We start from the raw sequence: 24,242 nt of genomic DNA, 5'->3' as shown, positions 1-24,242 counted from the left end.
AAACCCGCGGACTCGAATCCCCGCGGGTTTTTTCATTTTCGACGACGACTTCTAAAGCGCTGCACAACGGTCCAAATCAGGCGCAACCCTCGTTGACACGGCTCTTTCGGCTGCTTCTAATGAGCGCCGCGCCCGGCTTGGCCGGACGCCCGTCGAAGCGATCGGCTTCGATGAAGGACTACATCGACAACATCGTGCAACTAAAGACTCGGGGATCACAATGAACAAAACGGAACTGATCGACCATATTGCGCAGCAAGCCGATATCTCCAAAGCAGCAGCCGGCCGCGCACTCGACGCAGTGATCGGCGGCGTGCGCAGCACGCTCAAGAAGGGCGGCACGGTGACCCTCGTGGGCTTCGGTACGTTCGCGGTCGGCAAGCGCGTCGCGCGCACCGGACGCAACCCGCGCACGGGCGATGCGATCAAGATCAAGGCAGCCAAGGTGCCCAAATTCCGCCCTGGCAAAGCGCTGAAAGATGCGCTAAACTAGCGGACTCGCTGGATAGGGGGTGCTTCAAAAAAGCGTCTTCACAATCCGGTGGACGAATCGCGGAGCGGGTGCTTAGCTCAGTTGGTAGAGCGGCGCCCTTACAAGGCGTAGGTCGGGAGTTCGAGCCTCTCAGCACCCACCAGTTCCGAATTCGAAGAGCAATACCAAGAGCAGTAAGCAGCAACAAAAGGAGTGGTAGTTCAGTCGGTTAGAATACCGGCCTGTCACGCCGGGGGTCGCGGGTTCGAGTCCCGTCCACTCCGCCAGCATCTACGAGAAAGGCGAACTCCGGTTCGCCTTTTTTATTGCCCGCTGCTGTAATATCGGGCGTTTTGTCTTAAGGCAGCGTTACGCATGCTCGATTTTTTCCGCAATCACCAACGCCTGATGATGGCGCTCCTGATCCTCATCATTGTGCCGGGTCTGGGGATCGTCGGCATTCAGGGGTTCAGCAGTTTCTTCGACGAAAACGCGAATGTCGCGAGCGTGAACGGTCACAAGATCACACGCATCGAATACGACAACGCGTTGCGCCAGCAAGTCGATCGCGCGCGGCAGATGCTCGGCGCGCAGTTCGATCCGAAGATGTTCGAGACGCCCGCGATGCGCACGGCGCTCGTCGACAGCCTCGTGCAGCAGCGCGCGCTCGCCGACGAAACGCAGCGCCTGCATCTGACCGCATCCGACGAGGCCGTGCGCCGCGCGCTGCTCGCCGATCCGGTGATCTCGTCGCTGCGCAAGCCCGACGGCACGATCGACGTCGAACGCTACAAGCAACTGCTCGCGATGCAGGGCATGACGCCCGAGCAATACGACGAGCGCATCCGCTATGGCCTCGCCACCGACCAGATCCCGGGCAGCATCCAGGCGAGCGCGTTCACTTCGAAGGCGCTGGCGCAGAGTCTCACCGAGCTTGCCGAGCAGCGCCGCGACGTGCAGGGGCTCGCGTTCCGCACGGCGGACTACACGTCGAAGGTCCAGCCGACCGTCGCGCAGATCAAGTTCTACTACGACGCGCATCGCAATGAATTCGCGACGCCCGAGACGGCTTCGATCCAGTACCTGGTGTTGTCGCCGTCGACGTTGTCGGCTGTCATCAAACCAACTGATGCCGACCTGAAGAAGTACTACGACGACAATATCCAGCGCTATCGCACGGAAGGCGAAGTGCGGGCGAGCCACATCCTGATCAACGCCCCGAAGGACGGGAGCGCGGCCGACAAGGCGAAGGCGAAGGCAAAGGCCGACGAATTGCTCACGCAGGTGAAGGCACATCCGGACCAGTTCGCGCAGATCGCGGAGAAAAATTCGGAAGACCCTGGCTCGGCATCGAAGGGCGGCGATCTCGGCTACTTCAGCCGTGGCATGATCGCGGGCGGCAAGGCCTTCGACGACGCCGCGTTCGGCCTCAAGAAGGGCGAAGTGAGCGATGTCGTGCAATCCGACTTCGGCTATCACATCATCCAGGCCACCGACGTGAAGCCGGCGAGCACGAAGCCGTTCGACGAAGTGAAGGACGCCCTCACGAAGGACTACGTGGCGCAGCAGGCGTCGAAGAGTCTGGCCGACGATGCGCAGGGCTTCACCGACGCCGTGTACGAGAAGTCGAAGACGCTGCAGCCCGCCGCCGACAAGTACAAGCTCCAGATCCAGACGGCGACCGTCGCGCCGACGCCCAATCCGCAATTGCCGCAGGACAACCCGCTCAATAACGCGAAGTTCCTCGCAGCCGTGTTCGCGCCGGACTCGGTGAAGGACCACAATAACACGCAAGCCATCGACGTCGGCGGCAACACGCTGATCGCCGCCCGTGTGGCCGACTACAAGCCAGCCGCGGTGCCCGCGCTCGACACGGTGAAGGACACGGTGCGCGCGAAGGTCGTCGCTGAGGAAGCAGCTGCGATGGCCAGGAAGGATGGCGCGGCGAAGCTGGCCGAAGTGCAGAAATCGAATTCGACGGCGGGCTTCTCGTCGGTATCGACGGTGTCGCGCAACGACCCGCAAGGCATGCCGCCTGTTGCGCTCGGCGCGATCTTCAAGGCGGATGCGTCGAAGCTGCCGGCTTATGTCGGCGTCGATCTCGGCAACGACGGTTATGCGATCTACCGCGTGAACGGCATCCAGAAGGCCACGCCGGTCGCCGCGGACCGCCTGGCGGGCGCGCAGCAGCAGGTCGCGCAGGTCTATGCGCAAGCGGAGATGGAAGCGTATCTCGAGTCGCTGAAGGCGCGCTCCAAGGTGAAGATCACTCAAGCGCCGGCGACGGCTGGCCAGCAGTAAGCGATCAGGGCGAAATCAGGGCCAATGAAAAAAAGCCCCGCTGGTGAAAACCAGCGGGGCTTTTTGTCGCTTGAGCGTTTGAGCGTCAGCGGTCGCGTGGACGCGACTCGTGAATTACAGGCAAGTCTGGATATCGCCGGTTGCTTCGCTGCCGGCCGCGCCCGAGGCACGGAAGCCGACCCACGAGCCCGGACCCGTCCAGTTGGGACGCACGACCGCTGCGGCGCCCGCAGGCGGCTGCTGGCCCGGAACGTAGACATCGAGGGCCTGGTCATTGGCGAGCGTATTCTGCGACACGACCTGCTGCTGCGACTTGTCAGCCCATTTCTGCGAGATGCACTGCGCGACGACTTTCGGAGCCTTCTGGCTCGTGCCCACCTGCTGCACACCTGCGGGCGGCTGGGCGGCACACGCCGAGATCGCAACGGTCATGGCGAGAAGGGATAAATATTTCACGTTACCTCCTTGTTGGGGCGCTCACTGCGGAGCCGGGTTTTAAGAGTGACGCGAAAGTCTCAGATACCTGAATCATGGCCTTGTTCCGCGTTTTGTCTGAAATGTGCCCGGCGCCGTGGTCTCCCGACTCATGTCAACGAATCATCTGGAGGCCGTCGCGCCCAGCAGCGGTTTCAGGTTTGGCCAGACGTTTTCCAATAGCAAGGGCTGGGCCTGAACCGTTGGATGGATCTGGTCGGCCTGAAACATGGCGGGCTTGTCAGCTATCCCGGCCAGCAGGAACGGGACGAGCGGCACTTTTTTCTCTTTCGACAACTGCTCGTAGACGCCGTGGAACTTTTGCGAGTAGTCGGGGCCGTAATTGGGAGGAACGTACATGCCGATGAGTAAAACCTTCGCGTGCGCGGCCTCCGATCGTTCGACGATGGACCGAAGATTCGCCTCGGTCGTCGCGAGCGGCACGCCACGCAGCGCATCGTTCGCGCCCAGTTCGACCACGACGACCGCCGGCTTCAGGCGGCTCAGCACCGCCGGCAGCCGGGCTAGCCCGCCGCTCGTGGTGTCGCCGCTGATGCTCGAATTGGCGACGCTATAATCGAGACGCTCTTTGGCGAGGCGCTCGCGCAGCAGGTTGACCCAGCCCGTATCGCGCGGCAGGCCGTATTCAGCGGAGAGACTGTCGCCGAGCACGACGATCGTCGGCTTCGACTGAGCAGCCTGTGCGTCCGCCGCATGGGCGAGTGGCGATCCCGCAGTCAGCGCAAGCGCCGCCAGCGTCACGAGCACCGCAGCGCGTGCGTCCCAGTTCACCTTGAAGTTTTCCATGCAAAACAATATCGAACCAGTCATCGAAGTACGGGGATTGAGCAAGCGGGTCAAGGACGCAACAGGTGAACTGACGATCCTCGATCAGATCGACCTGGCGATTCCGAAGGGCAGCAGCGTGGCAATCGTCGGCGCATCGGGGTCGGGCAAGTCGACGCTGCTCGGCTTGCTCGCCGGTTTGGACAGCGCGAGCGAGGGCTCGGTTCGCCTGCTCGGCAAGGAACTCGGGGAACTCGACGAAGACGGGCGCGCCGCGCTCCGCAGCGGCTCGGTCGGTTTCGTGTTCCAGTCGTTCCAGTTGATGCCGCATCTCACGGCGCTCGAAAACGTGATGCTGCCGCTCGAGTTGCGCGCTGAGATGCCGCACCGCGAGATCGCGGCGCGTGCGCGGTCGCTGCTCGACCAGGTCGGGCTTGCACAACGCACGGGGCACTATCCGAAGCTGCTGTCGGGCGGCGAACAGCAGCGCGTCGCGCTTGCGCGCGCGTTCGTCACGCATCCGGCCATCCTCTTCGCCGACGAACCGACCGGCAGCCTCGACGCCGCGACCGGCTACGCGATCATCGACCTGATGTTCGAAATGAACCGCCGCAACGGCGCGACGCTCGTGCTCGTCACGCATGACACCGAACTCGCCGGGCGCTGCGATGCGACGGTGACGATCGAAGCAGGGCGGCTCGTGAACGGCCTCGGCGTGTAAACCACACGGGCGCCGTCCTGTACGAAAACGGCGCCCCTTGAAGCGCTCAGCGTTTCAATGCCTTGCGCGCACGAGCAATCAGCGTCGATGTCGACGAATCGTGCTTCGCGGGATCGGCGCTTGCCGCGGTGATGTCGGCCTCAACGACCTTGCCGAGAATCTTGCCCAGCTCGACGCCCCACTGGTCGAACGGATTGATGTCCCACACCGACGCCTGCACGAGCACCTTATGCTCGTAAAGCGCGATCAGCGCGCCGAGCGTCTGCGGCGTGAGCGCATCGAGCAGGATGGTCGTGGTCGGGCGATTGCCGGGGAAGCTAAGGTGCGTCGCGAGTTCTTCCTTGCCGGGACCTGCCACCTTCTTCGCTTCTTCCAGCGTACGGCCGAGCATCAGCGCCTCGCTCTGCGCGAAGCAGTTCGCGAGCAGCTTCGCGTGATGATCGACGAGCGGATGTTCGGGCGTCAGCACCGCGATGAAGTCGATCGGGATGATGGTCGGCCCCTGGTGCAGCATCTGGAAGAATGCGTGCTGGCCGTTCGTGCCCGGCTCGCCCCAGATGACGGCGGCAGTGGGGTAATCGACCATCGTGCCGTCGAGCCGCGCCGACTTGCCGTTGCTCTCCATTTCCAGCTGCTGCAGATACGCGGACAGGAAATGCAGCGCTTCCGAATACGGCGCGACCAGGTCGCTTTGCGAGCCGAAGAAGTTGCGATACCAGATGCCGATCATGCCCATCAGCACGGGCAGGTTCTTTTCGAGCGGCGCGGTGCGAAAATGCTCGTCCATCATGTGCGCGCCTTCGAGCAGTCCGTCGAAGTTCTTCGGACCCACCGCGATCATGATCGACAGGCCGACCGCCGACCACAGCGAATAGCGGCCGCCGACCCAGTCCCACATCTCGAACACGTTCTCTTTCGCGATCCCGAACTTGACCACTTCCTCCGGATTCGCCGACACGCCGACGAAGTGCTTCGACAACGCATTTTCCGGGCAGCCTTGCTGCGTGAACCAGTCGCGCATCGAGCGCGCGTTGGTCATCGTTTCGAGCGTCGTGAAGGTCTTCGACACGATGATCGCGAGCGTCTCTTCGGCGTCGATGGTCTGCAGCACGTTGTAGAGATCGGCGCCGTCGACATTCGACACGAAGTGCGTGTCCAGTTCCGGCGAGGCCAGATGATGCAGCGCATGCACGACCATCTTCGGCCCGAGGTCCGACCCGCCGATGCCGATGTTCACCACGTGCCGGATGCGCTTGCCGGTATAGCCCGTCCACGAGCCGTCGCGGACCTTGTCGGCGAACGCGGCCATCTTCGCCTTCTCGGCACGGACCTGCTGCTGGAACGGGGCGTCGTCGGCGGTGGCACGCAACGCCGTGTGCAGTGCCGCGCGATGCTCGGTCATGTTGACGATGTCGCCCGCGAACATCGCGTCGCGGCGTTCGGTGACCTTCGCCTGCCGCGCCAGGTCGACGAGCAGCTTGAGCGTCGCATCGGTGATGCGGTTCTTCGAGAAGTCGATGGCGAGGCCGCCGCCGTCGAACGTGAAGCGCTCGGCGCGCGTCGGCGCGGTGTCGTTTTGCGGCGCGAACCAGTCGCGCAGGCGCTCGCCGGAGATTTCGTCGTAATGGGACTGGAGCGCCGACCAGGCAGGGAGCGAATTGAGCGTCATAGCGGTCCGATTGGCTTGAGTTGGCTTGAGTTGCTTCGATGTGTCTTCATGGCCGTCAATGGCTGAAGGGAACGTTCCGTGCGAATGCCCGCGAGACGCGAAGCAGGTGCGCGGTCCACTGATGAGTATAGCGACGATGCATGAACGATGGCTTGCAACGTCGTTCGCCTCGATTCCTGCCGTTTCAGCTCGAATAGAAGCGGCGGTTCAACAAGCTGCGGACCTTGGGCGCGAGTTCGCCGGCCGTGAGGCCCGCCGGGCCTTCGCCCTCGTCGGTCAACACCTGTGCCGCGAGACCGTGCAGATAGACGCCCGCCAGCGCGGCTTCGTACGCGGGCAGCCGCTGTGCGAGCAATGCTCCGATCAATCCGCCGAGCACGTCGCCCGTGCCGCCCGTCGCGAGCGCGGCGTTGCCGGTCGGATTGATCGCGACGCGTCCGTCGGGTGACGCGATCACGGTGCCCGAGCCTTTCAGCACGGCGACGGCGGCAAACCGCGCCGCAAGCTGCCGCGCGGCGGCGATGCGGTCGCTCTGCACGTCCTTCACGTCGCGGCCGAGAAGGCGCGCCGCTTCAAGCGGATGCGGCGTCAGGGTGCACGGATCACCCTTCGCACCACACGCGGCGACGCGCGCGGCCAGTGCGTCGTCGCGGGAAATCAGGTTGAGCGCGTCGGCGTCGAGGAGCTTCGGCACGTCGAGCGCGAGTACGTCGGCGAGCACGCGTTTCGCGCGATCGTTCGACCCCATTCCGCAGCCGATCGCGAGCGCGTCCATCTTGTCGAGTGCGAAGCCGTCGACGTGATGCAGCATCAGTTCCGGATGAGGCGGGTCGTAGGGCGGGGCGCCCTCGCCCAGGAACGCGACGTTGACCTTGCCCGCACCCCCGTAGAGCGCCATGCGCGCGGCGAGTATCGGCGCGCCGCACATGCCGGTATCGCCGCCAATCACGGCAAGCGTGCCGAACGTGCCCTTGTTGCTCGCGTAGTCGCGCGGCGGCAGATGCGTCGCGAAAAGCGAAGGCGCGTTGAGCACGATCGACGGCTGCGCGGGCGGATCAACGTCGAGCGTCGCGACATACAGCTTGCCCGTCAGGTCGCGGCCATGCGCCGTGTAATGCCCCGGCTTCGCGCCGATGAAGCTGATCGTATGCGTCGCGCGCACGGCCGGGCCGCCGCTCACCGCTTCGCCGGTGTCGCTGTTCAGGCCGCTGGCGATATCGAGCGCGAGCACGCCGCCGTCCTCGCGCGAGCGGCGCGCGAGGCGCGTCGCGATCTCGGCGAACACGCCGTCGAGCGGTCGCGCCAGCCCGATGCCGAACATGCCGTCGACGACCCAGCTATAGCCCGCGAGCGACTCCGGCGGCCCGCTCGCGATCGGCACGCCGGCCGCGCGCGCGGAATCGAGCGCCCAGCGGGCGTCGTCCGGCTTGACTTCGACAGGCATGCACACTTCGACGGCCACGCCCGCTTTTCGCAGTTCGGCGGCGAGCACGAGCGCATCGCCGCCGTTGTTACCCGGGCCCGCGACGATCCACACGGGCAGCGACTGGCGCTCGGGCGAATGCTGGTCGGAGTCGAGGAGAAATTGCGCGGCGGCGGCGCCCGCGCGCGCCATCAGCGTGTGCGCGGGCAGCGCGCTGGCTGCGCGCGCTTCGAGCGAGCGCAGCTCGTCGAGCGTGAGGAGAGCGAGGGCGTCGTCGTTCGGGGTGTGGTAGGGCGATCGGGACGAGGTCATGGCGAAATGGCGTGATGAGCGGCATCGGCCGGACGCTCGCGCCCCGCATCGCCGTGCGGTCAGAACCGGTCGATGCGCAACGCCGCGAGGGTATCGGCGGGAATGTCGGGGGTGAGCCCGGAAACGAGATCCGCGACCACTTTAGCAGAGCCGCACGCGAGGCCCCAGCCCGCCGGGCCATGCGCGGCGTTGACGAAAAGCCGTGCGTGGCCCGTCGCGCCGACGACCGGCAGCCCGTCCGGCGACAACAGGCGCAAGCCTTCCCACGTCCGCGCCGCCGACACTTTCGCGGCGCCCGGCACCCAGTCATGCGTGCCTTGCCCGAGGAGCGCGAACACGCGGTCGGCGAGTCCGGCGCCAAGCGGCTTGAGCGTCTTCGCCTCGCTCTGCAGGACTCCCGCGCCCGCGACGCGCAGGCGCTGGTTGACGCGCGTCATCGCGATGCGCTTGACCGAATCGACGATCGTGATGTGCGGCGCGTGCTCCTCGTAGGCGATCGGCGCGGTGAGGCTGTGCAGGCGCAGCGGATGGAGCGGCAGTTTGCCGTTCACGCGCGACACGAGCGCCGGCGTGCCGATGCCCGCCGCCACGACGATCGCGTCGGCCGTGACGCGGTCGTACTGCACGCCGGCGATCGGCATCAGTTCGACGGCCACACCGCCGTTGTCGAGATGGATCGACGCGACCTCGCGGCCGAGCCGGAACTGCACGCCGCGTTCTTCCAGGATCTGCTTCAGTTGCTTCGTGAAGAGCGGACAGTTTGCGGTGCGCTCGTCGTCGAGCATGACGCCGCCGGCGAAGGGCGGATCTTCCGGCACGGACGGCTCGGCGGCGGCGCACTCGGCGGGACTCAGCACGCGATGCGGCACCTCGAAGCGCCGGAGCAGATCGATGGCCGCGGCCGCCTGTTCGAGCTCCCGCGGACGGCGAAACACGTGCAGTACGCCGCGACGCTGCTCGCAATCGAGGCCAAACGCCGCTTCGATCTCGCCGATCACGCGCCGCGACAACTCGACGAGAGGCCTGAGACGTGCGTACTGGGCGGTGAACGCCTCCGGTTCGCGCAGGAGCGCGAGTTTCTTCGCGAAATCGCGCGCGGCGGAGTCGAAACCCGGCCTGAAGACGATGCCCGTCTTCGCGGCGCTGCGGGAGCCCATGAAGGTCGGGCCGAACCAGACGTCGAGCGGCGTCGGCAGCATGGGACCGCCATGGCCGTAGGTCGCGCCCTGTGCAACGGTCGCGTGGCGCTCGATCACGCATACGCGGTGCCCGGCCGCATGCAACTGGTAAGCGGTGGCGATTCCGCCGATCCCGCCGCCGATGACGATTACATCCATGATTCTTTGTCGCCCGAGGGCGTGAGACTTGCGTGTTGTGTGGCGTGTAGTGCGCGGCTTCCTGCGAATGGACGCGAGCCGCGGCCAATGCCGTGAAATCGACGGGCCGGCGACGTTCGAAAGGCCCGCCCGCCCGGGGAAAGCGCGCCATGATAGCGCCAAACGACGGTCGCCGGGACGCCTCGGCAGCCGTCACGCACGGGCGGCGCCGCTTGCCGCAATCGTGCGAACCAGCGGTGGCCGGCGTTGCACGGGATTCGAAAAAAATACGCGAATTTTTCTCCCGGCGCTCATTTCGATACACCGTGCGGCGCGGCGGCGAAGCCCGGCGAGCGGCATCGGCGGGCGCTCCCGGCGGGGTGCCCGGCCGATTTCGAGACACTTCCGGTTATAATCCGGGTCTTCCCTTCGCCTCACGCCGCTTCGTCTGCAATGGACAAAACGGCCCATCGACGTCATCGACGCACCGTCACAATGGCCCACTTCTCGTGTTTCCCCGGCGCTTCGGCCCTCTCCGATTTCCGTCAGGCTCGTCTCCTCGAAACGCTTGCCCGCATCGACCCGAATATCGTCGGCGTGCGCGGCCAGTATCTGCACTTCGTGAACTCGGCCGAGCCGCTCACCGACGAAGACACCAACCGCATTCACGCGCTGATGCACTACGGCGCACCGTTCGAGGATCAGAAGGACCGCGGCAACGTCGCGACGTTCATGGTCGTGCCGCGCTTCGGCACCGTCTCGCCGTGGGCGAGCAAGGCCACCGACATCGCGCATCACTGCGGTCTCACGCAGGTGCGGCGCATCGAGCGCGGGATCGAATACACGGTGGTCCTGAAAAGCGGCCTGCTCGGCGGCAAGAAAACGCTCTCCGACGAAGCGCGCGCGCAGGTCGCGGCGGCGCTGCACGACCGCATGACCGAAAACGTGGCGCCTTCGCGCGATCACGCGCTGCATCTCTTCGACGAACTGCCGGCCAAGCCGCTGCAAACCGTCGACATCCTCGGCCACGGTCGCGGCGCGCTGGAAGCGGCGAACCTGGAACTCGGCCTCGCGCTCGCGGACGACGAAATCGACTATCTCGTCGATGCGTTCAAGTCGCTAGAGCGCAATCCGACCGACGTCGAACTGATGATGTTCGCGCAGGCGAACAGCGAGCACTGTCGCCACAAGATTTTCAACGGCGAGTGGACCATCGACGGCGAAAAGCAGGACATCTCGCTCTTCCAGATGATCCGCAATACCGAGAAGCTCAATCACGAAGGCACGATCGTCGCGTATTCGGACAACTCGGCGATCATGGCGGGCGGCATCGCCGAGCGCTGGTTCCCGCGCGGCGGCAGCGAGCACTATGAGCGCAACGTCGAACTGACGCATACGCTGATGAAGGTCGAAACGCACAATCACCCGACGGCGATCTCGCCGTTCGCGGGCGCGGCGACCGGCTCGGGCGGCGAAATCCGCGACGAAGGCGCGACCGGGCGCGGCGCGCGTCCGAAAGCGGGACTCGCGGGCTTCACGGTGTCGAACCTCGATCTTCCGGACGCGCGCCAGAAGTGGGAAAACGCCCGCGACAGCGCGACGCCCGTGCCGCAGCGCAATCCCGTCGACGCGAACGAGCCGTATGGCCGGCCGGACCGCATCGCGTCGCCGCTGCAGATCATGATCGACGGGCCGATCGGCGCCGCCGCCTTCAACAACGAATTCGGCCGCCCGAACCTCGGCGGCTACTTCCGCACCTACGAGCAGAACGTGGCGGGCCGCGTGCGCGGCTATCACAAGCCGATCATGATCGCGGGCGGCATCGGCAACATCTCCGACCAGCACACGCACAAGATGGACCTGCCGGCGGGCACGCTACTGATTCAGATCGGCGGTCCGGGCATGCGCATCGGCATGGGCGGCGGCGCGGCCAGCTCGATGGCGACTGGCGCGAACACCGCCGAACTCGACTTCGACTCGGTCCAGCGTGGCAATCCAGAAATCCAGCGCCGCGCGCAGGAAGTGATCAACGCGTGCTGGCAGCAGGGCGAGAAGAATCCGATCCTGTCGATTCACGACGTCGGCGCGGGCGGCATTTCGAATGCGTTCCCGGAACTCGTCGATGGTGCGGGCAAGGGCGCGCGCTTTGAGTTGCGCAAGGTGCAACTCGAAGAGACGGGGCTGTCGCCGCGCGAAATCTGGTCGAACGAGGCGCAGGAGCGATACGTTCTCGCGATCGCCCCGGCCGATCTGCCGGCCTTCGAAGCCATCTGCGAGCGCGAGCGCTGCCCGGTCGCGGTGGTGGGTGTCGCGACGGAAGAGCGCCAGCTGGAACTGATCGACGACGAAAGCGACGGTCAGGAACCCGTCGACATGCCGATGGACGTGCTCCTCGGCAAGCCGCCGAAGATGCATCGCGACGTGAAGCGCGAAGCGGCGAAGTTCGAGCCGGTCGACGTGACGGGCGTGACGTTCTCGGAAATTGCCGTCGACGTGCTGAAGCACCCGACGGTCGCGAGCAAGTCGTTTTTGATTACCATCGGCGATCGCTCGGTGGGCGGTACGACCGCGCGCGACCAGATGGTCGGTCCGTGGCAGGTGCCCGTCGCCGACTGCGCGATCACGACGATGGACTACGCGGGCTTTCGCGGCGAAGCGATGACGATTGCCGAGCGCACGCCGCTCGCCGTGATCGACGCGCCGGCGTCGGGCCGCATGGCGGTGGGCGAAGCGGTGACGAACATCGCCGCCGCGCCGATCGAGTCGCTCAACAAGCTGAAGCTTTCCGCGAACTGGATGGCGGCGTGCGGAAGCGCGGGCGAAGACGCCGCGCTCTTCGATACCGTGAAGGCCATCGGCATGGAACTGTGCCCGGCGCTCGGCATCAGCATTCCGGTCGGCAAGGATTCGCTGTCGATGCGCACCAAGTGGCAGGATGCGACGGGCGCGGCGAAGGAAGTGGTGTCGCCGGTGTCGCTGATCATCTCGGCGTTCGCGCCGGTCGAAGATGTGCGCCGCCAGTTGACGCCGCAACTGAGTCGCGACGCCGACACGGTCCTGATCGCGATCGATCTCGGCCGCGGACGCAATCGCCTCGGCGGCAGCATTTTTGCGCAGGTGACGCAGCAGGTCGGCGACACGGTGCCCGACGTCGATGACGCAGAGGATCTCAAGCGCTTCTTCACCGCGATCCAGTCGCTCAACGCCGACGGCAAGCTGCTCGCCTACCACGACCGCTCGGACGGCGGCCTGTGGGCGACCGTCTGCGAGATGGCGTTCGCGGGGCACGTGGGCGTGTCGCTGAACGTCGACATGCTGACGCTCGACGCGAACCACGAGTCGGACTACGGCGACGCGAAGGACTGGGCCAAGCAGACGAGCGGCCGCCGCGACGATCGCACGATCCGCGCGCTCTTCTCCGAAGAACTCGGAGCGGTCGTGCAGGTGCGCGCGGCCGACCGCGACGCGGTGCTCGTCGGATTGCGCGAACACGGTTTGTCGGCGTGCTCGCACGTGATCGGCAAGCCGAACGAGCGTGACACCATCGAAATCTATCGCGACGCGAAGAAGATCTATGAAGCGTCGCGCGTCGAGTTGCATCGTGCGTGGAGCGAGGTGAGCTGGCGCATCGCGCGTCTGCGCGACAACCCCGCCTGCGCCGATGCGGAATATGAAGCGCTGTCGGATGCGAGCGATCCGGGCATCACACCCGTGCTGAGCTTCGACCCGGCGCAGGACGTGGCGGCGCCGTTCATCAAGTCAGCGCGCCCGCGCGTGGCGATCCTGCGCGAGCAGGGCGTCAATTCGCATCTGGAGACGGCCTACGCGTTCGATCGCGCGGGTTTCGATGCGCACGATGTCCACATGAGCGACCTGCTCGAAGGACGCGCGACGCTCGCGGACTTCGCGGGTGCGGTGGCATGCGGCGGCTTCTCTTACGGCGACGTGCTCGGCGCGGGCGAAGGCTGGGCGAAGACGATCCGTTTCAATCCGCGTCTCGCCGACATGTTCGCCGCGTTCTTCGGCCGCACCGATACGTTCGCGCTCGGCATCTGCAACGGCTGCCAGATGATGAGCAGCCTGGCGTCGATCATCCCCGGCGCCGATGCGTGGCCGAAGTTCACGCGTAACAAGTCGGAGCAGTTCGAGGCGCGCTTCTCGCTCGTGGAAGTGCAAAGCTCGCCGTCGATCTTCTTCGCCGGCATGGAAGGCTCGCGCATTCCGGTGGCGGTCGCCCACGGCGAAGGTTTCGCGGACTTCTCGCAGCAAGGCGATGCGTCGAAGGCGCTGGTCGCGATGCGTTTCGTCGATCATCGCGGCAACGCGACGGAGCGCTATCCGTTCAATCCGAACGGGTCGCCGGAAGGCATCACGTCGGTGACGACGCCCGATGGCCGCTTCACGGTGCTGATGCCGCACATGGAGCGCGTGCATCGCAACGTGCAGATGAGCTGGACGCCCGAGGACTGGACCACCGACGGCAGCCCGTGGCTGCGCGTGTTCCAAAACGCGCGACGGTGGATCGGTTGATCCTCTGCGTTTGGCAGAAAGAAAAAAAGCCACGAACGAAGTTCGTGGCTTTTTTTTATGAGCGCTGCGGGCTTACTTGATCACCGCCTTCTTCTTCAGGCCTTCCTCGAACGCCTGCAGCTTCTCCTGCTGGATCTGCTGCGCGATCTGCGGCTTCACCTGCTCCAGCGGCGGCGGCGGGACATCGCGCGAATCGTCGAGGCGAATGATGTGCCAGCCGAATTGCGTCTTCACCGGCTCGGGCGTCACTTCACCCTTTTTCAGCTTTTCCGCGGCCGCGCCGAACTCAGGCACATAAGCCTGCGGGCTCGACCAGTCGAGATCGCCGCCGTTCTTGCCCGATCCCGGATCCTTCGAATACTGCTTCGCGAGGTCTTCGAAGCTCGCGCCGCCCTTGATCTTCGCGATCAGGTCCTTCGCCTGCGCTTCGTCCTCGACGAGAATGTGATGCAAATGCAGTTCCTTGCCGCCGCCCGCCTGCTTCACGAGCTCGTCGTAGCGCGCCTTGATTTCGGCGTCGGTCGGGGCGTTGTTCTTCACGAAGTCTTCGATCAGCGCGCGCAGCACCACGGTTTGTTGCGCGACGGCGAGCTGCGCCTTCACATCCGGACGGGTCGCGATACCGCGGCGCGCAGCCTCCTGGCTCAGGATCTCGCGATTGATCAGCTCTTCGCGAACGGCTGCCTGCAGTTGCGGCGAGTCCTTCTGACCCTGCTGGACGAGCTGGCTCACGAGCGCATTGGCGCGCGCGGTCGGGATCGGCGTGCCGTTCACGACGGCGATGTTTTGCGCGAATGCGGGCACCGCCGCGAACGCAGCCAGCAACACCCAGATACGGGGTTTTTTCAAAGTCATCGGAAGTTCCTAACGAGGCAACAGATGCCGTTGAGGCAGGTTAAAGAATGAAATAGGAGGCCAACGGAACGCCTGCAACGGCGGGGAAGATCATTCGAATTGTTCTGCAAATTCTTCGGGCGTGTACGCCTTGATCGCGAGCGCATGGACGCCGCGCCGCATCTCCTCGGCCAGCGCATCATACACTAGCCGGTGCCGCGCCACGCGGGGCTTGCCCGCGAACTGCGCCGACACGATCGTCACCGTGTAGTGGCTCCCCGACGCCGCGCCGGCATGTCCGGCGTGGGCTGCGCTGTCGTCCTCGATATGGAGCGACGTCGGTTCAAGCGCCGCGTTCAGGCGCGCTTCGAGATGCGCGATCTTGTCCGCCGCCGATGCGCTCATGAAATCGCCAAGATGATGAGTCATCGCTCGTCCTCCTTCATGTGTTTCGCGAGCCACAGGCTCTGCAGCACGATGAATACGAAAAGGCAGCCGGTCGCGCCGAAGAGCTTGAAGTTCACCCACTGATCGGTCGTGAAGTTGTACGCGACAAACAGATTCACGATGCCGAGAATCGCGAAGAACACCGCCCACGCGACGTTCAGCTGCCCCCACACGCGATGCGGCAGCACGATCTGCTTGCCCATCATCGCTTCGATCAGGTTCTTCCTGAACCCCAGCTGCGCGACGATCAGCGCCACCGCGAAAAGCCAGTAGAGCGCCGTCGGCTTCCACTTGATGAAGGTGTCGTTGTGCAGCACGAGCGTCGCGCCGCCGAACACGACGACGACACCCAGGCTCACCCACAGCATCGCGTCGACCTTGCGATGACGGAACGCGACCCACGCGATCTGCACGAGCGTCGCGACGATCGCCACGGCGGTTGCCGTGTAGATGCCCCAGATCTTGAATGCGACGAAAAAAAGGATGATCGGGAACAGATCGAACAGAAATTTCATGGACGTTCGGACGAGGAGAGCATGAGCATGTGAGCACGCGCCGTTCGCGTGCCGCTTTCAGGGCGGTGGCGAACGACGCGTGCAGATCAACCGGGGCGACAGGTGCGACCGGCTGCGGAAATTACTTGGGTTCGAATTGTAGCGCAGCCGAGTTGATGCAATAGCGCAGGCCGGTCGGCGCCGGGCCGTCTTCGAACACGTGGCCCAGATGCGCGCCGCAGTTCTTGCACTGCACCTCGATGCGCAGCATGCCGTGCGAGCGGTCCGTCTTCTCCGCGACCACTTCGCCGTTGATCGGCTTGAAGTAGCTCGGCCAGCCGCAGCCGGCGTCGAACTTCGCATCCGATTCGAAGAGCTGCGTGCCGCAGCACACGCAGTCGTAGATGCCCCGCTCGGTGTGATCCCAGTACTCGCCGCTGAACGGCCGCTCGGTCGCGGCGTGACGCGTGACCTGATATTGCATGCCGGAGAGTTCCCGGCGATAGGTGTCGTCGTCCTTTTGCAGCGGGTGCGCCGGTTCGCGGGTGATGTCGTCTCTGTTCATATCAATCCTCTGGTTGTCGGCCTGGGTCGGCTCATCTAGATAAGGGCGATTTCAGGAAGAACAACTCACTTCCAGATCGCTCGCCCAGTCGGGCGGCAGGCCCGCGTAGGCGTGGAATTCGGGTTGCTCGTCGAACGGGCGGGAAAGCACGTGCAAGAGGCGCTCTACTTCCGAGAAGTCCTTCTCCTTCGCCTGACGGATCGCCTGCTCGGCGAGGTGGTTGCGCAACACGTACTTCGGGTTCACGCGATTCATCGCGGCCGCGCGTTCCTCGTCACTGCGCGAATCGTCGGCGAGGCGCTTGCGGTAGTCGGCTGCCCATGTATCGAACGCCGCGCGGTCCACAAAGAGATCGCGCACCGGTGCATCGCTGGACGCGTCCGCCTTCGACATCTTCGCGAGATTGCGGAACGTGAGTGTGAAGTCGGCGCGGTTAGCGTGCATCACTTCAAGCAGCGCGTTCGCGAGTTTCTCGTCGCCCTCGCGCGGATCGGTCAGGCCCAGCTTCGCGCGAAAGCGCGCTTCGAGCGCCGGCGCGAAACGCGTCTTGAAGCCTTCGAGCACGCGCTGCGCGTCTTCGATCACGCGTTCGGCGCGCCCTTCCTCGGGATACTGCTGGCCGAACAGCGGCACGAGCGCCTGCGCAAGACAAAAGAGATTCCAGTAGCCGACCTGCGGCTGGCGGCTGTACGCATAGCGGCCCTGCGTGTCAGAGTGGTTGCAGACGTGATGCGCGTTGAAGCCGTCGATGAAACCGAACGGGCCGTAGTCGATCGTGAGGCCGAGGATCGACATGTTGTCCGTGTTCATCACGCCGTGGCAGAAGCCGACCGCCTGCCAGTCTGCCATCAGGTCGGCGGTGCGGTTCATGACTTCGCCGAGCAGCGCGAGGTAAGGATCGTCGGCTTCGCAGCATTGCGGATAGAAGCGGTCGATCACGTGATCGGCGAGCGCCTTCAGGTCGTCCACGCGGTCGTTCGAATAGAAATGCTCGAAATGACCGAAGCGCACGAAGCTCTCCGAGACACGCGTGACGATTGCCGACGTCTCGATGCTTTCGCGGCGCACCGGCAGGTCCGAGCCGATCACGGTGAGCGCGCGCGTCGTCGGGATGCCGAGGTGATGCATCGCTTCCGAACACAGAAATTCGCGGATCGACGAACGCAGCACCGCGCGGCCGTCGCCCATGCGCGAATAGGGCGTGCGGCCCGCGCCCTTCAGTTGCAGCTCGAAGCGCCTGCCTCCGGATTCGATTTCGCCGAGGCCGATCGCGCGGCCGTCGCCGAGTTGCCCTGCCCACACGCCGAACTGATGGCCCGAATAGACCGTCGCATAAGGCAGCTTCTGCGCGGGCCAGTCGCGAGTGGGATTGCCGGCGAAAAACTCGGCGAACGCGGGTTCGTGCGCAAGCGCCGGGTCGATGCCGAGTTGCCGCGCCGCATCCGCGGAAACGGCAACAAGATACGGATCGGGCACGGGCGCGGCGGGGAGGCGGGTCAGGAACCGCGTGCCCAGCTGGACGAATGCATCGGGGCGGTCGATATCGATGGCGGCGGTGACTTCGTCCATCGAGAGAGCGTCGCCTGGTTCAGCTTGCAAGGCATTGCTTGGGGAAAACGACATGTTGAGCGCCTCTGGGTTAAACGATATTGTAATTCCGCGCAGGCGGCGCTGCAGAAGCCGCTCCAATGCGCCAAAAGTACAAGACGCGGACCATTCGGAACCACTGAGGACCTAGCCCATGACGTCGCCGCTTTACGGCCAGATGATGGATGTACCGCTGCTCGCTTCGTCGCTGTTGTCTCACGCCGCACGCTATTTCGGCGATACCGAAATCGTCTCCCGCCGTATCGAAGGAGACATTCACCGCTACACGTACCGCGGCTGCGAGAAGCGCGCGAAGCAACTCGCGCAGGCGCTGATCGCGCTCGGCGTGCAACCCGGCGAGCGCATCGGCACGCTCGCATGGAACGGCTACCGGCATCTCGAGTGCTATTACGGCACGACCGGCATGGGCGCCGTCTGCCACACGATCAATCCGCGGCTCTTTCCCGACCAGATCGCGTTCATCATCGATCACGCCGAAGACGCCTACGTCTTTTTCGACATGACGTTCGCGCCGCTCGTCGACATCGTCGCGCCGCAATGTCCGAAGGTGAAAGGCTGGATCGCGCTCGGCGATGCGTCGTGCATCAGCGAGCATCTCGGCGACATGGAAGTGCCGCTCTTCTCCTACGAGACGCTCGTGACCGCGCAGGACGGCGACTACGCATGGCCGGTCTTCGACGAGCGCACGGCTTCGTTCCTCTGCTACACATCGGGCACGACCGGCCATCCGAAGGGCGCGCTCTATTCGCATCGCTCGACCGTGCTGCACGCGTACGGCGCGTCGCTGCCCGATGCAATGGGCGCCTCCGCTGGCGACGCGATCCTGCCCGTCGTGCCGATGTTCCATGTGAACGCGTGGGGCATTCCGCACGCGGCGCCGCTCGTCGGGGCGAAGCTCGTGTTTCCGGGCAAGGACCTCGACGGCAAGTCGCTCTACGAACTGATGGAAGCCGAGGGCGTCACCTACTCGGCCGGCGTGCCGACCGTCTGGCTCGGCCTGCTCAATTACATGAAGGAGGCGGACGTACGCTTTTCGACGCTCAGGCGCACGGTGATCGGCGGCTCGGCGTGTCCGCCCGCGATGCTGCGCGCATTCGAGGACCAGTACGGCGTCGAGGTGATTCACGCGTGGGGGATGACGGAGATGTCGCCGCTCGGCACGCTCGCGCGCCTGAACTTCAGGCAGAAGCAGCGCCCGCCCGAAGAGCAGCGCAAGTCGCGCGAGAAGCAGGGGCACGTGATCTTCGGCGTCGACATGAAAGTCGTCGGCGACGACGGCCGCGAACTGCCGTGGGACGGCCGCTCGTTCGGCGACCTGCACGTGCGCGGACCGTGGGTGATCGACAGCTACTTCCGCCGCGACGAGTCGCCGCTAGTCGACGGCTGGTTCCCGACCGGCGACGTCGCGACCATCGATCCCGACGGCTTCATGCAGATCACCGACCGCAGCAAGGACGTGATCAAGTCGGGCGGCGAGTGGATCAGCTCAATCGATCTGGAGAACATCGCTGTGTCGCATCCGCAGGTGGCGGAGGCGGCATGCATCGCGTGCTCGCATCCGAAGTGGACGGAGCGGCCGCTCATCGTGGCGGTGCTGCGTCCGGGCGCGACGGTGACGCGCGAGGAACTGCGCGGGTTCTACGAAGGCAAGGTCGCGAAATGGTGGGTACCCGACGACGTCGTCTTCGCCGACGAACTTCCGCACACCGCAACGGGCAAGCTGCTGAAGCTCCGTCTGCGCGAGCTGTATCGCGATTACGTGCTGCCGAGCGTCGCCGAAGACCCCGCCTGACGCCCCTTTCGCGGACACCGGGACGGGCAGGACCGGGTAATCCCCGACATTCGATTGCCATCACAAATTGAACGATCGTTCTTTTTTGTGTATTCTGGCGCGGTAACTCAGAATATCCCGAGACACCGTGACCGCTTCGCGTCAGCGCAGGCGGTATCGAATGGAGGCAGACGAAATGGCAGTGGACTACACCATCCGCGACGGCATCGCCGTCATCACGCTCGACAACCCGCCCGTCAACGGCCTTGGACACTCGACGCGGCTCGGGATCGTCGAAGGCATCGAGCGTGCGCGCGACGATGCAGCGGTGTCGGCCATCGTGATCACCGGCGCCGGCCGCGCGTTCTCCGGCGGGGCCGACATCACCGAATTCAACACGCCGAAAGCCACCCAGGAACCGACGCTGCACACCGTCATTCAGGCGGTCGAGGGCAGCGCGAAGCCAGTCGTCGCGGCGATCCACAGCGTCGCGATGGGCGGCGGGCTCGAACTGGCGCTCGGCGCCCATTACCGCGTGGCCGCGCCGGGTGCGCAGATCGCGCTGCCCGAAGTGAAGCTCGGCATCCTGCCGGGCGCAGGCGGCACGCAACGCCTGCCGCGCGCCGTCGGCCTCGAAACCGCGCTGAACATGATCGTGTCGGGGACGCCCGTGATGTCCGAAAAGCTCGCGGGCACGGCGCTCTTCGATGCGATTGCCGCGGGCGATCTGCTCGACGAAGCCATCCGCTTCGCGAAAGAAGCCGGCGCACGCAGCGGCCCGCATCCGAAAGTGCGCGACCGCAAGATCGAGCATCCGAATGCCGAGGGCTTCATCCAGTTCGCGCGCAACAGCGTCGCGGCCATCGCCAGGAATTTCCCGGCGCCGCACAAGTGCATCGACGCCGTCGAAGCGGGCGTGAAGCAAGGCTTCGACAAGGGTCTCGCCTTCGAGCGCGAGTGCTTTCTCGCGCTCGTGCAGACGCCCGAGAGCCGCGCGCTGCGACATGCGTTCTTCGGCGAACGCGCGGCGAGCAAGATTCCCGATGTGCCGTCGAACACGCCCGTGCGCGCGATCGATCGCGTCGGCGTGATCGGTGCGGGAACGATGGGCGGCGGCATCGCGATGAACTTCCTCAACGCGGGGCTGCCGGTCACGCTCTTGGAGACGAAGCAGGAAGCGCTCGACCGCGGCATCGCCACCATCCGCAAGAACTATGAAGCGCAGGTGAAGAAGGGCAAGCTCACGGCCGAGAAGCTCGAACAGCGCATGGCGCTCATCACACCGACGCTCGCTTATGAAGACCTCGGGCAGGCCGATCTCATCGTCGAAGCCGTGTTCGAGGAACTCGGCGTGAAGGAGCAGGTGTTCAGCAAGCTCGATGAAGTCGGGAAGCGCGGCGCGATCCTCGCATCGAACACCTCGACGCTCGACGTCGACAAGATCGCCGCCTTCACGAAGCGTCCGGAAGACGTGGTTGGCATGCATTTCTTCAGTCCCGCCAACGTGATGAAGCTGCTCGAAGTCGTGCGTGGCGAGAAGACCGCGAAGGACGTGCTCGCCACCGTGATGCAGCTCGCGAAGAAGATCAGGAAGACCGCGGTGGTCTCGGGCGTCTGCGACGGTTTCATCGGCAACCGGATGATCGAGCAGTACATCCGCCAGGCGCTCTTCATGCTCGAAGAAGGCGCGCTGCCCGCGCAGATCGATCGCGCGATCGAGAAATTCGGCTTTGCGATGGGACCGTTTCGCATGAGCGATCTCGCCGGCAACGATATCGGCTGGGCGATCCGCAAGCGCCGCTATCGCGAGCAGCCGGAGTTGCACTATTCGCGCATCGCGGATCGCCTGTGCGAGGCCGTCCGCTTCGGCCAGAAGACCGGCGCAGGCTGGTACGACTACAAGGCGGGCGAGCGCAACGCCCTGCCGTCGAAGCTCGTCGACGAGATGATCGTTGCGTATTCGAAGGAGCGGGGCATCGAGCGCCGCAAGATTTCCGACGACGAGATCGTCGAGCGGCTCGTGCTCGCGCTCGTCAACGAAGGCGCGACGATTCTCGATGAGGGGATTGCGTCGAAGGCGTCGGATATTGACATGGTCTATCTCACGGGCTACGGCTTCCCGCTCTATCGCGGCGGCCCGATGCTGTACGCCGATACGGTCGGCCTCTACAACGTCGAGCGCGCGATCCGCAAATACGCCGCGCAGCCGAACGGCGACGCCTGGGTGCCCGCGAAGCGCGTGACTGAACTCGCCGCGCAGGGCAAGGGTTTCAACAGCTAAGTTTTCACAGCCAACACGGAGCCGGCGATGAAAGGCGCAGACGAAGTCCTGCTCGCAGTCGACGTCCAGAACGATTTCATGCCGGGCGGTGCCCTCGCGGTCGCGCGCGGCGATGAAATCGTGCCCATCGTGAACCGCCTTGCCCGCGAGTTTTCGCATGTCGTGCTGACGCAGGACTGGCATCCGCGCGGGCACATTTCGTTCGCGGCCAATCACGCGGGCCGCGCGCCCTTCGAGATGACGACGCTCCCCTACGGCGAACAGGTTCTCTGGCCGACCCATTGCGTGCAGGACACCGAAGGCGCCGCGCTGCATCGCGATCTCGACGTGCCGCACGCGCGGCTCGTGATCCGCAAGGGCCATCACGCGGATGTCGACAGCTACTCGGCATTCGTCGAAGCCGACCGCAGGACACCGACGGGCCTCGCCGGCTATCTGCACGACGTGGGCGTCACGCACGTCTATCTGTGCGGACTCGCGACCGACTATTGCGTCGCGTGGTCTGCGCTCGATGCGCGCAGCGCGGGCTTCGCGGTGAGCGTGATCGAAGACGCGTGCCGCGCGATCGACCTCAACGGGTCGCTCGCGAAAGCCTGGGAAGACATGACGGCCGCGGGCGTCGGGCGCATCGATTCGAGCGCTTTGCTTGCGCGCTGAAATACACCGAACATCAATTGCAGGAGACAACATGACGGACGCAGTAATCGTATCGACAGCACGCACGGGCCTCGCCAAATCCTGGCGCGGCGCATTCAACATGACACACGGCGCGACGCTCGGCGGCCATGTGACGAAGGCCGCAGTCGAGCGCGCGGGGATCGACCCGGCGCGCGTCGAGGACGTGATCATGGGCTGCGCCAATCCCGAAGGCGCGACGGGCGCGAACATCGCGCTGCGCGCCGGCCTGCCGGTCACGGTGCCCGGCATGACGGTGAACCGCTTCTGCTCGTCGGGCCTGCAGACGATCGCTCTTGCGGCGCAGCGCGTGATCGCGGGCGAGGGCGATGTTTATGTGGCGGGCGGGGTCGAGTCGATTTCGTGCGTGCAGAACGAAATGAACCAGCACATGCTGACCGACGGCTGGCTGATGGAGCACAAGCCGGCGATCTACTGGTCGATGCTGCAGACAGCGGAAAACGTCGCGAAGCGCTACGAGATTTCGAGGGATCGCCAGGACGAATACGGCGTGCAGTCTCAGCAGCGCGCGGCGGCGGCGCAGGCGGCGGGTCGCTTCAACGACGAGATCGTGCCGATGACGGTGCTGGCCGGTGTCGCCGACAAGGCCTCGGGGCAACTCTTCACGAAGGAAGTGACGATCGCCGCGGACGAGGGCATTCGGGCGGATACAACGCTTGAAGGGGTATCGAAGATTCGTACTGCGCTGCCGGGCGGCGTCGTCACGGCGGGCAACGCGAGCCAGTTTTCCGATGGCGCTTCAGCTTGCGTCGTGATGAACGCGTCGGTTGCGGAGCGGGAAGGGCTGCAGCCGCTGGGGATTTTCCGCGGGTTCGCGGTGGCGGGGTGCGAGCCGGATGAGATGGGAATCGGACCGGTGTTTGCTGTTCCCAAATTGCTCAAGCGCGCCGGTCTCAAGGTCGAGGACATCGGTCTGTGGGAACTGAACGAGGCGTTTGCCGTGCAGGTTCTGTATTGCCGCGACACGCTCGGAATTCCGAACGGCAGGCTCAATGTGAACGGCGGTGCGATCGCGGTCGGGCATCCGTATGGGGTTTCGGGCGCAAGGCTGACCGGGCATGCGCTGATCGAAGGGAAACGGCGCGGGGCGAAGTTCGTCGTGGTGACGATGTGTATTGGGGGCGGCCAGGGGGCGGCAGGGTTGTTCGAGGTCGTTTGAAGTGAGGGAGCCCAAGCGCGTCGCTGCCGCATTTGATACGCTTGGGGCCCTCGATCAAATTCCCCGAAGGAGCCGCCCATGCTGCGTCACATCGTCATGTGGAAACTGAAGGCAACCGCCGAAGGCGCCGATCGCGCCGAGAACGCACAAAAACTGAAAGCCACGCTGGAAACCTGCCGCAGCATCGTCCAGGGGCAGGGGCATTTCGAAGTGGGCATCGGGCTCGGTCTTCCGGGCTCGACCTTCGACGTCGTCCTCGTCTCCGACTTCGACGACAGCGCCGCCCTCGATTCCTATCAAAAGCACCCGAAGCACGTCGCGATCAAGGATTTCGTCGGCGCCGTGACCGAAGGGCGCCAGTGCGTCGACTACGAAGTGTGAGC

At 65.0% G+C, this 24,242-nt stretch carries 19 protein-coding genes and 2 tRNA genes; 11 read left to right on the top strand and 10 right to left on the bottom strand.

The genetic code is table 11. The features are described 5' to 3' along the window. Positions 1 to 220 precede the first annotated feature (220 nt). The 4 genes from AWB81_RS08240 to AWB81_RS08225 all read left to right on the top strand — a co-directional run bounded on the left by AWB81_RS08240 (position 221) and on the right by AWB81_RS08225 (position 2,773). The gene (locus AWB81_RS08240) at positions 221 to 493 is read left to right on the top strand and encodes an HU family DNA-binding protein (RefSeq protein ID WP_062634035.1); all 273 of its coding nucleotides are present in this window, start codon (positions 221 to 223) and stop codon (positions 491 to 493) included. Between the two features lie 66 nt (positions 494 to 559). Then, positions 560 to 635 (top strand) — tRNA-Val (locus tag AWB81_RS08235). A gap of 47 nt (positions 636 to 682) precedes the next feature. Further along, a tRNA-Asp gene (locus tag AWB81_RS08230) sits at positions 683 to 759 on the top strand. A gap of 88 nt (positions 760 to 847) precedes the next feature. Next, a complete protein-coding gene (locus AWB81_RS08225; protein WP_062634033.1) occupies positions 848 to 2,773 on the top strand; it encodes a SurA N-terminal domain-containing protein in 1,926 nt (641 codons plus the stop codon). Between the two features lie 114 nt (positions 2,774 to 2,887). On the opposite strand, the gene AWB81_RS08220 is transcribed toward AWB81_RS08225, so the two are convergent. Beyond that, positions 2,888 to 3,229 carry a hypothetical protein gene (locus tag AWB81_RS08220; RefSeq protein WP_062634031.1) on the bottom strand — a complete coding sequence of 114 codons (342 nt, stop codon included), beginning with the start codon at positions 3,227 to 3,229 and terminating at the stop codon, positions 2,888 to 2,890. A 141-nt stretch (positions 3,230 to 3,370) separates the two neighbouring features. Next, positions 3,371 to 4,054: an arylesterase gene (locus AWB81_RS08215; RefSeq protein WP_062634030.1), complete on the bottom strand. Its 684-nt coding sequence runs from the start codon at positions 4,052 to 4,054 to the stop codon at positions 3,371 to 3,373. Here AWB81_RS08215 and AWB81_RS08210 point away from each other — a divergent pair. After that, positions 4,053 to 4,754, top strand: a complete 702-nt coding sequence (locus tag AWB81_RS08210) for an ABC transporter ATP-binding protein (protein WP_062634028.1) — start codon at positions 4,053 to 4,055, stop codon at positions 4,752 to 4,754. The two genes, AWB81_RS08215 and AWB81_RS08210, sit on opposite strands and share 2 nt — an antisense overlap. A gap of 46 nt (positions 4,755 to 4,800) precedes the next feature. Here AWB81_RS08210 and pgi read toward each other — a convergent pair whose 3' ends face one another. From pgi to AWB81_RS08195, 3 genes are all read right to left on the bottom strand, one after another. Continuing rightward, positions 4,801 to 6,423, bottom strand: coding sequence for a glucose-6-phosphate isomerase (gene pgi, locus AWB81_RS08205; protein WP_062634027.1), 1,623 nt, complete (start codon positions 6,421 to 6,423; stop codon positions 4,801 to 4,803). Between the two features lie 184 nt (positions 6,424 to 6,607). Then, positions 6,608 to 8,158: a bifunctional ADP-dependent NAD(P)H-hydrate dehydratase/NAD(P)H-hydrate epimerase gene (locus tag AWB81_RS08200; protein ID WP_062634025.1), complete on the bottom strand. Its 1,551-nt coding sequence runs from the start codon at positions 8,156 to 8,158 to the stop codon at positions 6,608 to 6,610. Between the two features lie 59 nt (positions 8,159 to 8,217). Further along, positions 8,218 to 9,495 carry an FAD-dependent oxidoreductase gene (locus AWB81_RS08195; RefSeq protein ID WP_062634023.1) on the bottom strand — a complete coding sequence of 426 codons (1,278 nt, stop codon included), beginning with the start codon at positions 9,493 to 9,495 and terminating at the stop codon, positions 8,218 to 8,220. A gap of 474 nt (positions 9,496 to 9,969) precedes the next feature. Here AWB81_RS08195 and purL point away from each other — a divergent pair, with 474 nt between their 5' ends. Next, on the top strand, positions 9,970 to 14,004 hold the full coding sequence (gene purL, locus AWB81_RS08190; protein WP_062634021.1) for a phosphoribosylformylglycinamidine synthase: 4,035 nt from the start codon (positions 9,970 to 9,972) through the stop codon (positions 14,002 to 14,004). Positions 14,005 to 14,076: 72 nt separating this feature from the next. On the opposite strand, the gene AWB81_RS08185 is transcribed toward purL, so the two are convergent. The 5 genes from AWB81_RS08185 to AWB81_RS08165 form a co-directional block, all read right to left on the bottom strand. Beyond that, positions 14,077 to 14,859, bottom strand: a complete 783-nt coding sequence (locus AWB81_RS08185) for a peptidylprolyl isomerase (RefSeq protein WP_062634019.1) — start codon at positions 14,857 to 14,859, stop codon at positions 14,077 to 14,079. 90 nt (positions 14,860 to 14,949) lie between these two features. Further along, positions 14,950 to 15,267: a BolA family protein gene (locus AWB81_RS08180; protein WP_062634017.1), complete on the bottom strand. Its 318-nt coding sequence runs from the start codon at positions 15,265 to 15,267 to the stop codon at positions 14,950 to 14,952. Beyond that, on the bottom strand, positions 15,264 to 15,800 hold the full coding sequence (locus AWB81_RS08175; protein WP_062634015.1) for a septation protein A: 537 nt from the start codon (positions 15,798 to 15,800) through the stop codon (positions 15,264 to 15,266). Before AWB81_RS08175 ends, AWB81_RS08180 begins: the two co-directional genes overlap by 4 nt. Positions 15,801 to 15,921: 121 nt before the next feature. Further along, positions 15,922 to 16,344, bottom strand: a complete 423-nt coding sequence (msrB, locus tag AWB81_RS08170; protein ID WP_062634014.1) for a peptide-methionine (R)-S-oxide reductase MsrB — start codon at positions 16,342 to 16,344, stop codon at positions 15,922 to 15,924. A 51-nt stretch (positions 16,345 to 16,395) separates the two neighbouring features. Further along, the gene (locus AWB81_RS08165) at positions 16,396 to 17,967 is read right to left on the bottom strand and encodes a protein adenylyltransferase SelO (RefSeq protein WP_062634012.1); all 1,572 of its coding nucleotides are present in this window, start codon (positions 17,965 to 17,967) and stop codon (positions 16,396 to 16,398) included. A gap of 118 nt (positions 17,968 to 18,085) precedes the next feature. On the opposite strand from AWB81_RS08165, the gene AWB81_RS08160 reads away from it, so the two are divergent. From AWB81_RS08160 to AWB81_RS08140, 5 genes are all read left to right on the top strand, one after another. Next, entirely contained in the window at positions 18,086 to 19,744 is a 1,659-nt protein-coding gene (locus tag AWB81_RS08160; protein ID WP_062634010.1) for a 3-(methylthio)propionyl-CoA ligase, read from the top strand. A gap of 175 nt (positions 19,745 to 19,919) precedes the next feature. Then, positions 19,920 to 22,004: a 3-hydroxyacyl-CoA dehydrogenase NAD-binding domain-containing protein gene (locus AWB81_RS08155; RefSeq protein ID WP_062634201.1), complete on the top strand. Its 2,085-nt coding sequence runs from the start codon at positions 19,920 to 19,922 to the stop codon at positions 22,002 to 22,004. 27 nt (positions 22,005 to 22,031) lie between these two features. Beyond that, entirely contained in the window at positions 22,032 to 22,661 is a 630-nt protein-coding gene (gene pncA, locus AWB81_RS08150; protein WP_062634008.1) for a bifunctional nicotinamidase/pyrazinamidase, read from the top strand. Positions 22,662 to 22,692: 31 nt separating this feature from the next. Further along, entirely contained in the window at positions 22,693 to 23,859 is a 1,167-nt protein-coding gene (locus tag AWB81_RS08145) for an acetyl-CoA C-acyltransferase (protein WP_062634006.1), read from the top strand. A 78-nt stretch (positions 23,860 to 23,937) separates the two neighbouring features. Further along, positions 23,938 to 24,240, top strand: a complete 303-nt coding sequence (locus AWB81_RS08140; protein ID WP_062634004.1) for a Dabb family protein — start codon at positions 23,938 to 23,940, stop codon at positions 24,238 to 24,240. Positions 24,241 to 24,242: the final 2 nt, after the last annotated feature.

The organism is Caballeronia arationis, assembly GCF_001544975.2.
In the GTDB taxonomy this organism is placed as follows: domain Bacteria; phylum Pseudomonadota; class Gammaproteobacteria; order Burkholderiales; family Burkholderiaceae; genus Caballeronia; species Caballeronia arationis.
This window is presented reverse-complemented; position numbering and strand designations above follow the sequence as displayed.

Excerpts from the sequence above, each read along its gene's own strand:
- AWB81_RS08240 (WP_062634035.1), top strand. The coding sequence starts at position 221 with ATGAACAAAACGGAACTGATCGACCATATTGCGCAGCAAGCCGATATC.
- AWB81_RS08225 (WP_062634033.1), top strand. The coding sequence starts at position 848 with ATGCTCGATTTTTTCCGCAATCACCAACGCCTGATGATGGCGCTCCTG.
- AWB81_RS08210 (WP_062634028.1), top strand. The coding sequence starts at position 4,053 with ATGCAAAACAATATCGAACCAGTCATCGAAGTACGGGGATTGAGCAAG.
- AWB81_RS08215 (WP_062634030.1), bottom strand. The coding sequence starts at position 4,054 with ATGGAAAACTTCAAGGTGAACTGGGACGCACGCGCTGCGGTGCTCGTG.
- pgi (WP_062634027.1), bottom strand. The coding sequence starts at position 6,423 with ATGACGCTCAATTCGCTCCCTGCCTGGTCGGCGCTCCAGTCCCATTAC.
- AWB81_RS08200 (WP_062634025.1), bottom strand. The coding sequence starts at position 8,158 with ATGACCTCGTCCCGATCGCCCTACCACACCCCGAACGACGACGCCCTC.
- AWB81_RS08195 (WP_062634023.1), bottom strand. The coding sequence starts at position 9,495 with ATGGATGTAATCGTCATCGGCGGCGGGATCGGCGGAATCGCCACCGCT.
- purL (WP_062634021.1), top strand. The coding sequence starts at position 9,970 with ATGGCCCACTTCTCGTGTTTCCCCGGCGCTTCGGCCCTCTCCGATTTC.
- AWB81_RS08185 (WP_062634019.1), bottom strand. The coding sequence starts at position 14,859 with ATGACTTTGAAAAAACCCCGTATCTGGGTGTTGCTGGCTGCGTTCGCG.
- AWB81_RS08180 (WP_062634017.1), bottom strand. The coding sequence starts at position 15,267 with ATGACTCATCATCTTGGCGATTTCATGAGCGCATCGGCGGCGGACAAG.
- AWB81_RS08175 (WP_062634015.1), bottom strand. The coding sequence starts at position 15,800 with ATGAAATTTCTGTTCGATCTGTTCCCGATCATCCTTTTTTTCGTCGCA.
- msrB (WP_062634014.1), bottom strand. The coding sequence starts at position 16,344 with ATGAACAGAGACGACATCACCCGCGAACCGGCGCACCCGCTGCAAAAG.
- AWB81_RS08165 (WP_062634012.1), bottom strand. The coding sequence starts at position 17,967 with ATGTCGTTTTCCCCAAGCAATGCCTTGCAAGCTGAACCAGGCGACGCT.
- AWB81_RS08160 (WP_062634010.1), top strand. The coding sequence starts at position 18,086 with ATGACGTCGCCGCTTTACGGCCAGATGATGGATGTACCGCTGCTCGCT.
- AWB81_RS08155 (WP_062634201.1), top strand. The coding sequence starts at position 19,920 with ATGGCAGTGGACTACACCATCCGCGACGGCATCGCCGTCATCACGCTC.
- pncA (WP_062634008.1), top strand. The coding sequence starts at position 22,032 with ATGAAAGGCGCAGACGAAGTCCTGCTCGCAGTCGACGTCCAGAACGAT.
- AWB81_RS08145 (WP_062634006.1), top strand. The coding sequence starts at position 22,693 with ATGACGGACGCAGTAATCGTATCGACAGCACGCACGGGCCTCGCCAAA.
- AWB81_RS08140 (WP_062634004.1), top strand. The coding sequence starts at position 23,938 with ATGCTGCGTCACATCGTCATGTGGAAACTGAAGGCAACCGCCGAAGGC.